The organism is Bacillus sp. TH13, from assembly GCF_016651175.1.
GTDB lineage: Bacteria > Bacillota > Bacilli > Bacillales > Bacillaceae_G > Bacillus_A > Bacillus_A thuringiensis_S.
Window position 1 is genome coordinate 1 of sequence record NZ_JAEKEJ010000025.1, and the last position, 14,450, is coordinate 14,450.

The window sequence follows — 14,450 nt, forward strand, 5'->3', positions numbered from 1 at the left end:
TAAGTCCTTCTTTATTGAATAAATGGTTCTTTACAAAATTGATTCCATCACTAGAGCACCTTTATACGGTGCTCTTTTTTAAATTTGTAAAATCTACAATGTAATATTTGTTCACTTTTCCTTTAAATAGTTAATTTCCTTCTTAGATTTTTCATTATAAGCTTCTTCAATTCCCTTGATTCCCCTCCCCTTCTTTTATCCTACAAACAAGCAATTTCTTTCATTAGTATTAAATAAAATAAAGCATTGATTTTAAAATAACCTAATTTACATAAGATTGAGAATAAACTACAGTGCGTATTCTTCACGTTTAATCAGCATTTGAATTATAAATCTAACATATATTTTTTAGTTGATTGTCATTATGGTACAACCGTGTATACATTTATCAAACAAACTACATAGTTTAAATTAGTAAAATATATAGAGAGGAAGGAAAGAAATTTATGAAAGTCATAATTTTGTGTGGCGGAAAAGGGCTTCGGATGCAAGGAATTTTAGAGGACATTCCCAAACCATTAGTTCGAGTTCAAGGAAAGCCTCTCCTCTTGCATATAATGAATTGGTATAGAAAATATGGACATTCTGATTTCATTTTGCCCCTAGGATATAAAGGTGAGAAAATTAAAGAATATTTTATGGACTTTAGCTGGAAAGAGAATGACTTTAGTTTGAATTTTAAAACCAATCAATATACGCTACTTCAGGAATTAGAAAATTGGAATATACACTTTATAAATACAGGAATTGATACAATGACCGGGGCAAGGCTAAAAAAACTTGAACCCTTTGTACAGGGTGAAACCTTTTTATTAACTTATGGCGATGGATTAGCAAATATAGATATTGATCAACTAATAGCATTCCATAAAGAAAAAGGAAAAATTGCTACATTAACTGGAATTAAAAAAAATAGTCAATATGGCCTATTGGCGGTCGAAAATGGAATTGCTATTGATTTTAAAGAAAAACCATTACTTGATGAAGTAATTAATGGCGGTTTTTTTGTATTTAACAAAGAAATATTCGATTATTTAGGTGATAGTGATGATTGTGTTCTAGAAGAAGATCCTCTTCGCAATTTAATAAAAGACAATGAGCTCGCAGTCTATGAACACAATGACTTTTGGGCTAGTGTCGATACACCTAAAGATTTAAAAACTGTAGATGAAAGTTGGAATCCTAATAAATTTTAGTGGAGAGGACTGAATAAACATTGAACTCTAATGATAAAAAAATAAGTTTACCTCGATTGTATATCCCCTCTAATGAGAAAATAGTTAACCCGCTTTCAACAGGAATTAAAGCTTCAAATCTCTCCAAAAAAATACTCAAAAAAGAATGAATCCCCAATTCTATAATCAACAACATGATCTAAATAATCATTTCTGTGTCATTGTAGGTAGTGAATATGTCTTGAAAATCATTGCTTTACAGCAATCATTAATGCAGTACTCAGAAAAATTCACATTGTGGATTTGTTGTATAGACCCTTTTGCATATTCACTATTAAAAGAAATGAATTTAATTAATGTAAACCTTTTACAAGTTGAAGAATTAGAAGATAGTGAACTAAAAGCAATTAAAAGAAAAAGAAAAGTAAATGAATATTGTTGGACTTTAAAATCTGTCTTGATAGAATATTTATTGGTCAATTATGATTTACCATCTATTCTATATTGTGATGGTGATTTATGCTTTTTCTCTGATCCTAATATTATTTTTGAGGAATGGGGTGAATACTCCATTTTCCTTACCCCCCAAAGAGATCGTGATTGGGTAGAAAAAATGTATGGAAAATATCAGGCTGGGCTAATTGGATTTAAGAATGATCTCTATGGACTAAAAAGTGTAAGATGGTGGAAAAATAAATGTCTAGATTGGTGCAGTGCCGAGGCTGAGGAGGGGAAATTTGGAGACCAAAAGTATTTAGATTATATCCCTATATATTTTCCAAAAGTAAAAATTTCAAATAACTTAGGTATAAATGCTGCGCCTTGGAACTGTATATATAATAACGATTATAAAATTGACAAGACTAAAAACGATGTATTTATTGAAAACGACAAACTAGTTGTTTACCATTTTGCATGTATTACTATCTTTAATGCAAATGATTTTGATCTTTGGTCTTTGGGAGCAATTTCAATACCCAATAATATATTAAACCATATTTACACTCCGTATTTAGAGAGAATTCAATTTGTTTTAAATCAATTAAAAGATAAATTCAATAAAGATACTAAACAATTTTTAAGTAAAAAAGATATAAATAAAGCTCAAACCTTATATAAAGATTCACAATTAAGAAGAAAATGAATCAATCCAATCATTTTATGAACTTTTCCATGATTATAAGTAAAGAACGATTAATTCAAGGATTGACCTCTTATTATTCCTTAGAAAATTTCAACGCTAAATTTACTGTATGGATCTGTTGTATGGATGATTTAACTTATCAAATATTAGAGAAATTAAAATTAAAGCACGCCATACTAATTTCGGTAAAAAATATTGAAAATCATGAACTCCTCAGTATAAAAAATGATAGAAGTTTACAAGAATATTGTTGGACATTAAAAGCGCCCCTATGTCTACATGTCCTTAGTCTTTATCCGGAAGTTGATCACATTATATATTGTGATGCTGATATGTATTTCTTTACAGCACCTAATATCATTCTTGATGAATGGTGGAAATACTCTGTATTCCTTTGCCCTCAAAGAAGCTCTACTGAAATTGAAAACATACACGGTATATACCAAGCTGGTTTAGTAGGCTTCAAAAACGATCAAAATAGTAAAGAAATTTTAACATGGTGGAAAGATAAATGCCTAGAATATTGCAATAATCATTATGATGTTGAAATGAATAGATGGGGTGACCAAAAATATTTAAATCACATTCCTAACATCTTTTCTAATATTAAAATCATGACTCATAAAGGTATTGATGCAGCACCTTGGAATGTCATTTTAAATAGCAGTTCTATATCAAAAACAGATAAAAAAGTTTTTATTGATCAAGATGAATTAATAGCTTTTCATTTTGGAAGTATGCAAATTATTAATCCAAATGAGTTCGATTTATGGAAACAAGAAACTTTAGAATTACCTCCAGAAGTTTTAGATTATATATACATTCCTTATATTGAACAATTGAACAAGACATGTCATACCCTTCATAATACTTTTCAAAAAATCCCCTCCTCTTTATTTGCTGACCAAATTGATACAACGACAATAAAAAATTATTTTAAATACTCCTCCCCTCATCACAATTAAGACTGATACTCTCCTTATTTAAAAACAAATCTTAATAAAGGATAGATTTTCACTATGATTACTTCATTTAAAAATAAAACTTTCCTTATTACTGGTGGATACGGTTTTATTGGTTCTCACTTGGCACGAAGACTTTTAAATTTACAAGCACGAATTGTTCTTTTCATAAGAACACCATCAAATTTTTGGAGACTAAAGGATATTATAAAAAATATTGAAACCTATGAAATAGATATACGAGATAAAAAACAAGTACAAGATGCAATAAAGAAAGTTAATCCGGATTATATCTTTCACCTGGCAGCCTATGGTGTAAATTCTGCCCATACAGATTACATGCATGCTATAGAAACAAATATTATAGGGACATGTAACATTATTCAAGCAGCAAAATTGGTGAATTGTAAAAAAATCATCAATTTTGGGAGTAGTTCTGAATACGGTAACAAGATGGAACCTATTCATGAAAATATGTTACTAACTCCTGTGGATATCTACGGAAGTACCAAAGCTGCTGCTACTATACTCGCCCATCAAATTGCTAGCGAAAACAGCATTAATCTTATAACATTAAGACCTTTTGGCATATTCGGAGAAAGCGAGGAGCCACATAAAATTTTTAGCTATATAATCTTGCAAGTATTACGAAACAAAGATGTAAATTTAACTTTATGTAATCAATTAAGAGATTATTGTTATATAGAAAATATAATAGATGCCTGTATCCTAGCAGTAGAAAATACTACTGTACAAAATGAAATCTTTAATATTGGGAGTGGCACTATTTCCCCCTTGAAACATTATGTAGAATTATTATTCAAACATTTGAAAACCAATTCCAGACCAAATTACGGTGCAATTCCCTCTAGAACTAATGAAAGATGGGTTCCTGAAGCAGATGTGCAAAAAATAAAAAACTCTCTTTCCTGGGAACCTAGAATTAATATTGAAGAAGGAATTATAAAAACTGTTAATTGGTATAAAAATAATAAACATTTATACCTAACCCCCTAAAAATAGGGTACTAAAGGAGGTGGACTAATTGTTAAATCAAAACTTTAATAATGCTTTTTACGGAAAGACAATTTTAATTACTGGACATACTGGTTTTAAAGGTTCTTGGTTATCCCTATGGTTGAATGAATTAGGTGCTACTGTAATCGGATATTCATTGGATCCTAAAAATAAAAATGATAACTTTAACATTACTAACCTTCAAAATAATATAATTGATATTCGTGGAGACATTAGGGATTTTAATAAATTAAATAAGGTTTTTACAGATTATAAACCTGAAATTGTATTCCATTTAGCTGCCCAACCTCTAGTTAAGTATTCATATGAATATCCTAGAGAAACATACGAGGTAAACGTTGTAGGAACTATGAATGTACTAGAGGCAATTCGATTACATGAATCAGCTAAAATAGGAATTATGGTGACAAGTGACAAGTGCTATGAAAATAAAGAATGGCCTTGGGGTTATCGTGAAATTGACCCTATGGGTGGCCATGACATATATAGCTCAAGCAAAGGATGCTGCGAACTTTTAATTTCTTCCTATCGAAATTCTTACTTTTCAGAAGAAAACTTTTCTCACCACAAGAAAATAATTGCAAGCGTTCGAGCTGGTAATGTAATTGGTGGTGGTGATTGGTCAATAGATAGAATTATTCCTGATTGTATACGAGCATTAGAATCAAACAAAAAGATTATTATTAGAAACCCTACTGCTATTAGACCCTGGCAACATGTACTAGAACCCTTAAGCGGGTATTTACTCCTTACAGAAAAAATTATAAATAATGGTATCCTTTATTCAGGAGCATGGAACTTCGGGCCATCCCTAAGCAATATTGTTCCAGTAGAAAATTTAGTGACAAGTTTACTAGATATTTGGGGCTGTGGGGATTGGACAGCAGAAAATATAGGGACAATAAATTTTCATGAAGCAAATTTACTAAACCTTGACATTAGCAAAGCAAAATTCAATCTTGATTGGCAACCAAAATGGTCCCTACAACAAACTTTAGAAAATACAATAGAATGGTATAAACATTATAATTCTTACACCAGTTCTGAGATGATAAATCTATGTATTAGCCAAATCAAACAATATTGCATGCTTTGAACTACTCCCACTTACTCATACTTACTGTGAATTCCTTAAGGAGGGAGTCCTCTTAGCTAAAATAATAAAAGACACATTAATTTTTATAGTCTAAATTATAAACCTACTATACCTAAAATGATGTAATTATCCATTAACAAAGATTTTATTTCCTCAGTTATTTTAAATCAATTATTGACATTATACTGTAGAATAAAGGAATCACATATTTTTCTAGTGATTCCTTTGTTCTGAGAAAATAATGCCTTGCTTTAACGACAATACAGTATATGCGATTATTAATTTATTTGTTCTAGTTATGAAAAAATCTATTCCTGTCAAAAGAGCTTTCTTCAAAGAAAAACTTTCTATTTTCTTCTACTTATCCTACCCGAAAAGTAACTAAGATAAAAATTCCAATAATTATATCTACTATTATAGAATTATACTGAGCTTTAACAATTTTATAATTATCCCATTCTTGTAGCTATTCCACTAAAGTTCATGCTTATGATTCTCTTATTTATTATCACCAATGTCGATGAATTCATGCATTGCTTATTCTATACACAAATTGCTTTTTGAATTATCTTTTCAGAATAAGTAAAGAAGGCTTTCTCTTTTATGCACTTCTCCCCTACCAGTCTTTAATTTGCCTTTAATCAACATTAAGAACAAATCTTCAAATATAATAGTACATCTTCTATAAAACAAAACCATAAGTAAGATAATTTCACTATTACAAATAATGAGATAGTCTGTTTCACCTTTTTACATTATCCAAAAAAGAACTTGTAGAAATTCTTACAAGTTCTTCTTTTGTTTTCTTTATTCTCTTCTTATTTACATACGCAAGATTTATACATTTGATGGTGATACATACTATATGTATCCGATAAAATAATTTGAAAATTAATACGTAATTGATCCGTTTTAAGAAAAGAAAATTTCATAAATCTTCAATCACAGTTTCTAAGTTCACCTGATAGAACGTATAAAGACTCCTATTATCTTTTGATAATTTTTGGATGTTTTATTCTAAGTATATTCGACATAAATTGATTATTTTTTATGAATTTTCTTGAAAAATATTGTAATATCACTCCATTTTTCCTTCTATTTTGTTATGATGTTTATAATTAAATTGGATTAGGATTTTTTTAGAAAATGGGGGCGTATATTATGAGTGTTTCAGTAAAGGGAAATGAGCAATTAACCTCTCTATTGAACGACTGGTATCGAGCTATGCTATCTCAACAAGTTATAAAAGCTACTAATCTAAAAAAGAAAATTGATGAAAAAATTAATAAGTTAAGCATTGAACCGGATCAAGAACATCAGGATCAAAATTTGTTACTATACTATTCACTACTCGAATTTCGTTACAAGGTCTTAACAGATAGCCTTGGTATTCAACAAAATAGTTTTGATACTATTAGCGATTATGATATGCCTACAGATCAATTTCTACGATTCTATTATCACTTTTTCAAATCCATTCATTCCACTTTTATATCAAATTATACTGAGGCAGAGGAACATTATAAACTAGCAGAAAAAATATTGGTAGCTATACCAGATGAAATTGAACATGCTGAATTTTACTATAGAATTGCTACTTTCTATCACCATACCTATAACAATCTCGCTTCTATCGAATACGCAAATAAATCGAGAGCAATCTTTTCAAAGTATGAAGGTTATGAAGTAAAAACAGCTTTTTGTAATAGTTTGCTAGGTGGTTGCTGCATCTATTTAAAACAGTACGAACAAGCAGAAGAATATCTACATTGTGCAATTGATTTACTACAAAAAAATAGGGAAGAAGATTCCTTGTTATACGTAAAAAATACTATGGGGTGGCTGTATTCTGATCAAAGTATGTCTACTTTAGCTATTCGTCACCTTTCAGAAGTAACAGAGAAAATCCCTACACACTTCAAGGCCATCTTCCTACAAGCTAAGGAACATTATAAATTAGGAGAACAATCAACGGCCAGCCAACTCATTGATAAGGGATTACAGATTTGCAGAAAAATTCATAACGAAGAATACACACACCACTTCTCTATTTTAAAAAGATTAAACGAAAATATTCCATTGGAAGAATTAGAAAAAATCATTCAAGAAGGAATCTTATACTTTGAGGAAGAAGAATTATGGGAATATGTTGTCGAATACGCTGAATTATTTGCCACAAAATGTAGACAATTAGAGAACCACCAAAAGGTAAGTGACTATTTCCATATTTGTTATCAAGCAAGACAAAAATCAATCGCAAAAGGAGTGTTAAAATAATGAAAAAAATTAGCTTATTATTATCAGGCATTGCTTTTATTGGGGTATTAACGGTGGGAATTTTTCAGTTTTCTAAAACAGATCAGCTTGCTACTCATGGGCATTATCCTGCTCCTTCATATAGTGTTGGCGATTATGGTGGTGCACCACCACAAATTTAATGTAAATGTATTAAAAAACCCTCCAAATGGAGGGTTTTTTAATGGCTTTTCTGCCTGTTCAATACGCATAAAGAGTACATATTATACTTATTTACTATGCATTTCCACTCTGTAACAAGATTCTAGCATTCTCTCCTAGAATCTCAACTTAAATCTTAAATCCACCAATTAACTCTTGAAGTTCTTCTGCCATCTGTGCTAATTGTATTGCTGAAGAATTTATCTCTTCCATAGAAGCATGTTGTTCCTCAGATGAACCAGCTATCGTTTGCATACTTGAAGAATTCTCTTTTACAGCCATAGCTATTTGATCAATCGATGTATCGACTTTCATTGCATCAGTAGTCATAGTATTAGATAGTTCCACCATACCATGCACTTTTGACACAATATCATTTGCAGATTTTGAAATCTCATAAAAACTTTGTTTTGTATCGTTCGCAACTTTAATTCCCGACTGTACCTCTACTCCCACTTCATTCATAGCTTTTACAGTCTCATGTACGTCTGCTTGTATTTCCTTAATTAAGCTTCCAATTTCCATCGAAGATTCGGATGATTGCTCTGCTAGCTTCCTAACTTCATCCGCAACAATTGCAAACCCTCGCCCCTGTTCTCCTGCTCTAGCTGCTTCAATTGCTGCATTCAATGCTAATAAATTTGTTTGTTCCGCAATATTTTGAATCGCTTCTAATATACTTCCAATTTGTTGCGATTTCTTATCTAATAATTTTATTACATTATCGGATTGAGAAACAGAGTGATGAATAGACTGCATTTGTGCTACAGTTTGTTCTACTAATTGTTCACCTTCATTGGCTTTTTGTTTTGTGTATATGGATGAAGCCGATACTTCAGATGCATTCTCAGCTACATATTGAATATTTCGTGTTACCTCACCAATTAATTCAGTTCCAGACTCAACTTCATTATTTTGAACCTCTGCACTGTTCGAGATTTCTTCCATCTCTTTTGTAATTTGTTCTGTCGCAACACTTGCTTGCTCTACACTAGCAGTTAGTTCCTCAGAAGACGCAGCTACATGTCCTGCAGATGTGTTAATTTGAGAAATAATATTACGTAACGACTCTGCCATTGTATTGAAACTACCACCTAATTGACCAAGTTCATCCTTTGAACGAACATCTATTTTCTCGGTTAAATCTCCTTGACTAATTCTTTGAGCTGAAATGACTAATTGTCTTAGTGGAGTAATTATAGATCTGAGTATGAATAGAATTACAATTCCACCTAACAATAATGAAGCCCCTATTATAGTGAGCGTTTTATAAAAAATAGGATTAGTAGCTTCTTCAATTTCTTTCGTAGGCATTACGCCAGCTATTTTCCAACCTATTTTTTTATTTGTCTTAAAGCTTATGTTTCGATCTTCGCCATTGAGGCTATAAGTAATTACTCCATCTTCTGTCTTGTACAATTCATCCGCTAAAGTTTTCTCTAATTTCTCTCCAGGCTTTAGTGATGGATGAACAACTATAGTTTTATCTTGACTAACTATAGATACAAATCCTTGCTTTCCAATTTTTATCATTTTGGATGTTTTTACGATATCTGTAATATTCAAATCTACGCCAATGACACCACTTTTATCTGCATTTTGCTTTGCAATTGCAATTACCATATTTCCTGTAGACTTTGATTTATAGGGAGATGAAACAATAATCTCTCCATTTGCTTTTACTGCATCCTTATACCAACTACTTTCTAACGGATTAAACCCTTCTGGTATTTTGCCAACAGGTGCATGAATAAATTGATTGTTACTGGATGCCGTATAAATCGTTTCTATCTCTGGATGTAACTGTATATATTGATCAAATTTACTCTGTACATTTTGCGATTGTTCAGGATTATAATCCCCTTGTGTGAGTACCTTTGCAAAATGAGTGACATCTGTATGCTTATTTTCTAATTCATCATCAACAATCTTATCTAAAATACTTATATTATCTTTTGCTGATTGTAGAATTGTTTCATTAAGATCTGTTTTTGCTTTATTATAAGATGATACTCCTACGATAAGGCTTGGTATAATTAATATTGCTATAAATGCCATAGACAACTTCGTTTTAAGCTTTATTTGTCCCAATCTTTCTTTTATATTAAACACTAGATACTTCTCCTTTTCATTTTTACTACTTATATAGTTTATTTAAATTTTTCTCCTTTATTTTTCCACATTCATTTATGGTACCATTCGAAATGAAACCACAATTACATCCTATTATCCGAACTTTAACATTTAGTGATTTAAATTTCACAGGCAGAGTTTTATCTGTCCTCCTTTCGAATATGTTATTTTTCTAGATTCAGCAATTATTAGACTACGAATTATTCCAAATAAACTGGATGCAACATATACTTCATTTAAAAAATAATTATTGGATTTGTTTGGATAAAGATCTAGTTTAGCGCTAATCCAATCGGATGAAATTCTTACCATAATAAATTAACTAAAACATAAATTCTAAATAGCTGGATAAAATAAATTAGAGAATTACATTGTAACACGTATATATAAGTTCGTAATATTAAAATTTAAAGCTTTGCTATTTTTTATATGCAATATTACATGCGAAAAGCTCTATTTTTTTGTTATACTATGCATGTGGATTTTTCATTCAAAAATCTACCCAAACGCATATTTATGTATATGCCACCCTAATTGATGAAAGTGAGAAGAATGTTTATCATTTTTCTCACTTTTTTATTTAGGCTCTGTTAATATTGATTATTGATAAAAAGTATTAAATAAGGGAAGACACCTTTGAGTTGGTGCTTCCCTTATTTGTTGATTATTCAAATCTAAAATAGGTATTTTCTAAACCTATTCTTTGCTTTAATGTTCTGCCCAAATTTCCTCCTCATCTTCAACATTACTTAAAGGCATCTATTTCGAGTTATCCAATATTTCGCCCTTTTCTTAATTCATTCGTTTATACACGAATCTTGCTAGACACAAATTATCATGAGCATCCGTCATTTCATTGATTAGACGACCACCAACAGAGAAAAAAGACTCAACATAGCTTTTTACCCATTGAAACACTTGCTCTTTTAGTTATTTTTACATGTTGAATCTACGAAAATGAATTCCCTTATAAAAAACTCTAACAGAGAATCTTCCTTTCAAATTTCACCTAGGGAATTATTTGTTTTCCAAAAAACCTACAACATCTTTATCAACTCATTTTAGAATATTTAAACAATAATTCCATATACATTACCTGCATAAATTATTCATTTTCTTTTATATAAGACCTACCTTTTTACTTTTGATAGATTATTAGACATTGGATTATTATACATAAACCCTAAAAACATGCTGTATTTTGTAGAATTTTGTCTATCAATATATATGTACACCCTTTTGTAGTGGATATAGACTGTGAGTTGTAAGGAGATACCTTACAAAATAATAAAAAGGAGATTATAAAATGAGTAGATTAACAAAATTCTCAAAGTTAGTATTTGCAACTTTAATCGCGGGAAGTAGTTTAAGCACAATTGTTTCGTCACACAGTGTACAAGCTGACACCTTAGATCCTAATTACCAAGACACTGTAAAATTCATATCACCTTCTAGTGCTAGGCCAACATTGGAACAAAAAAACACTATTGTTCCAGATGTAAAAGTTGTTAAAAACCATTATGTAAAGTACTCTAAAGCACATTTCCAAACTAAAGAAAGTATACCAAAAGAGATTTATTATTCTTCAGAAGGCTTTAAGGGCTATATACAGGCAAGTACCGTTTGGGATATGGGAGATCATTTCGCAACACTATATTCCGGAACCGTTATTCGATGTTAGACTTTTAATCCATTCTCTCCTAATGCTTAAAATGATCAATAGCTCACTGCCAATACTGTAATATCTATTGTTCAAAAAATAAACCACAAAATCTTTCGATTTCATGGTTTATCAAATATAAAGATAATGCTAAACGAATACTCTAACATTACCTTCCCCAAAGTTAATTATAGAGTATTTTCAAAAAAAGACACTCTTGCAGTGTCTTTTTTATATTATTAAAAAAATTACGCCTACTAACATCTTATTGTTGCGACTATTCATTTATTTCAATATGATACTTTTTCATCTCGTATATGCAATAGACAATGATAGCTAAACTCCAACTGACACCATAATAATCATGTGTGTAGAAGTCATATCCCGCCTTAATACCTTTCTCTATTACAACAAATGTAAATCCTAAAGCCACCCATTTGTTCATTTTCATCTTAATAAACGTTAAAGAGATAATTATTAAAAATAAAATATTTGTAAGATGATTTATCATTAGCTCATATTTTTGAATGTATACTGCCATCATACAAGCAATGATATTAGTCGCAATGCCAAAGGCAATCATCGCCCCCCAAACCCTGTCCGAAAGTCCCATTCCTGAGTCAGTCCCTTCCTAAACAAAAATCCTTTTCTTTAATTCGTTCCTTCACCCTATTCAAGGTATGCTAAATTATCCTTGTCTGATGAATACCTATTTATCTTTTCATATAGAGCAAACAAAATCTTTACTCATAATTTTTTCTTTATTAAGAAAACTATGTCTAAGCCGTTTGAACTAGCGGCTTCACTCTTCTGGTAATCGGGTAGTAATTTATTGAATTGACTAACTCATTCAACCCACTGGCACCGGCAGGCAACAAAATAGTTGTCTGCCATTTTCATGTATACTTTTTCTAACTTTATTACAAACCAAGTGTGTGTTGTACTAATTTCAAAAAGGACAGAATTTCATTTTTGAAAATGTAAAAAATAAGGTCCTGTCTACTTTTGGTATAGGACTTTTTCTTTTCACATATACTATTTTTGAACCTGTTTACCAATACGTGTCCTATTGGTGTCTTGAATTCCTCCTAAAAAGGGCTGCAGATACGAATGCATGCCCTTTTATTTACATTGCTACTCTATATTCAATAAAATAATTAAAAACTCAAATATAATATTACATATTTTATCATTTAGGATTATATTAAGATTTACTTCATAGTCGAATTATGGTTTCGTGTATAATTCAGCAATATGTAAACTGTTTACCTAAAGAAAAGGCACCCAAAAATGTCTTTTCTTCTTTTAATCTAAAAAACATTTTGCCTTTTCAGTAAGATCCAATTATCCCTCTAATCTAAACCTCATATTTAATCACGGTACTCAAGAGTTTCCATTTATTTCAATATGCCCTATAGTTTAATTTCGAATCAAATTTCCAGCAATATATTTGCTTTCTTACAGATTTCTGCCTTGTTCTTAATTCTGTCAAAATCCTCATGTAGCTATACAAAGAATATATGCTATTATGATTTTAAGAAACTATGCGTTCCCTTAACCCTGTATCCGGCCCTGTATTTATTACAGGGTCTTTGTTTATTTTATTTACTTTTAGTTAATACACACCCAATTTCAGTTAAAATTGTTTAAATGTTAATTAATTTTTAAAATGATATATCTCTAAGCTCTTTTAGCAAATAAAATATAATATTAGACATATATAACCAACTTGTGGCCATTATTAGTTTTCTAAATATGCACTTCATTAACACTATACAAATAGTGTTAACTATCTTAATTGAATATTAGTAATAGTAAGTATAAACATTATCAATTTACTATATATTACATTTATGTAAAAATAGATGTATGTTAAGCTTATTCAAAATCTTTCCCCTAATAAAGATTTGAAGTAGCATTTCATGATTCTCCTTACTGTTAATATGCCTTGAAAAAGAACCCTATAGGGTTCTTTTTCTTTTCATTATAACCTCAGTAAGTCCTTATTTAACATGCAAAAAGGACCGCTAATTATTGCAGCCCTTTTACACGTTAATATACACTTGTATTACATACTTAACACTTTATTGTATTAGGTATTTATACAAACTAAACATGCTATTGTCATTTAGGTATATAACACTTCAAAGTTTAGAAGTATACAATAACAAATCTTTCCCAGCTTCCAGCTACATAACTAGTAGCTGTTAATTCTCTACCACCATTTGCTGATATATATCTACCATTACTTAGTGCTTGTAATACATATATCCTATTGTCTCCACCATTATATAAGATAAACTTTTCCCATGCACCAATTGATGTACGATCTGCTACTACTCTACCATTTGGCTCAAACGAAACATACTTCCCATTACTTTTAGCTTTTAAAGCGTACGTATATAATTCCCCAGTCGGAATTAATTCAAATTTCTCCCATTCATTAACTGCATTACGATTTGCTATTACATTTCCCAAAGGCTCAGCAGAAACATATTGTAAATTTGCTGCCTGTATAGCAACTGTCCAACTTCCATTAAATAAATTCACGCCTTTTAGTGAACCTGCTTTTGATAGATTGGCTGCCGATACATCATTCGATGGTGTAATCATCAATATCATTAAAACCATCGGCAACATCATTAAAACTAACTTTTTTGAGATTGTATTACCACTTGCACATGTTATGAACCTCTTCATTCCCATTCCTCCCTTAATATACATAGAACTCATATACATCATACCAAATATGTAAAATATTGTAATACAGGAGAGGATTTATCAA

At 30.6% G+C, this 14,450-nt stretch carries 9 protein-coding genes and 1 pseudogene; 7 read left to right on the forward strand and 3 right to left on the reverse strand.

The window, feature by feature from the left end; all coding sequences use genetic code 11:
• The first annotated feature begins 446 nt into the window (after positions 1-446).
• The 6 genes and pseudogenes from JFU02_RS08360 (at position 447) to JFU02_RS08385 (ending at position 7,853) form a co-directional block, all read left to right on the forward strand.
• Entirely contained in the window at positions 447-1,196 is a 750-nt protein-coding gene (locus JFU02_RS08360) for a sugar phosphate nucleotidyltransferase (RefSeq protein ID WP_086406909.1), read from the forward strand.
• A gap of 20 nt (positions 1,197-1,216) precedes the next feature.
• Positions 1,217-3,284, forward strand: a pseudogene (locus JFU02_RS08365) (glycosyl transferase).
• 54 nt (positions 3,285-3,338) lie between these two features.
• Positions 3,339-4,298, forward strand: a complete 960-nt coding sequence (locus tag JFU02_RS08370; protein WP_000633064.1) for an NAD-dependent epimerase/dehydratase family protein — start codon at positions 3,339-3,341, stop codon at positions 4,296-4,298.
• A 28-nt stretch (positions 4,299-4,326) separates the two neighbouring features.
• Entirely contained in the window at positions 4,327-5,415 is a 1,089-nt protein-coding gene (gene rfbG / locus JFU02_RS08375) for a CDP-glucose 4,6-dehydratase (RefSeq protein WP_086406908.1), read from the forward strand.
• Positions 5,416-6,576: 1,161 nt separating this feature from the next.
• Entirely contained in the window at positions 6,577-7,692 is a 1,116-nt protein-coding gene (locus tag JFU02_RS08380; RefSeq protein WP_000116955.1) for a Rap family tetratricopeptide repeat protein, read from the forward strand.
• The gene (locus JFU02_RS08385) at positions 7,692-7,853 is read left to right on the forward strand and encodes a hypothetical protein (protein ID WP_000724107.1); all 162 of its coding nucleotides are present in this window, start codon (positions 7,692-7,694) and stop codon (positions 7,851-7,853) included. The genes JFU02_RS08380 and JFU02_RS08385 overlap by 1 nt, the downstream gene beginning before the upstream one ends.
• A 148-nt stretch (positions 7,854-8,001) precedes the next feature.
• Here JFU02_RS08385 and JFU02_RS08390 read toward each other — a convergent pair whose 3' ends face one another.
• Positions 8,002-9,984, reverse strand: a complete 1,983-nt coding sequence (locus JFU02_RS08390; protein ID WP_201070767.1) for a methyl-accepting chemotaxis protein — start codon at positions 9,982-9,984, stop codon at positions 8,002-8,004.
• A gap of 1,327 nt (positions 9,985-11,311) precedes the next feature.
• Here JFU02_RS08390 and JFU02_RS08395 point away from each other — a divergent pair.
• A complete protein-coding gene (locus JFU02_RS08395; RefSeq protein ID WP_000088966.1) occupies positions 11,312-11,686 on the forward strand; it encodes a hypothetical protein in 375 nt (124 codons plus the stop codon).
• Between the two features lie 256 nt (positions 11,687-11,942).
• Here the strand turns inward: JFU02_RS08395 and JFU02_RS08400 are convergent, their stop codons facing one another.
• Both JFU02_RS08400 and JFU02_RS08405 read right to left on the reverse strand, forming a co-directional pair.
• The gene (locus JFU02_RS08400; protein ID WP_000524426.1) at positions 11,943-12,278 is read right to left on the reverse strand and encodes a hypothetical protein; all 336 of its coding nucleotides are present in this window, start codon (positions 12,276-12,278) and stop codon (positions 11,943-11,945) included.
• A 1,538-nt stretch (positions 12,279-13,816) separates the two neighbouring features.
• Entirely contained in the window at positions 13,817-14,365 is a 549-nt protein-coding gene (locus JFU02_RS08405) for a fascin domain-containing protein (RefSeq protein WP_000819406.1), read from the reverse strand.
• Between the last annotated feature and the right edge of the window lie 85 nt (positions 14,366-14,450).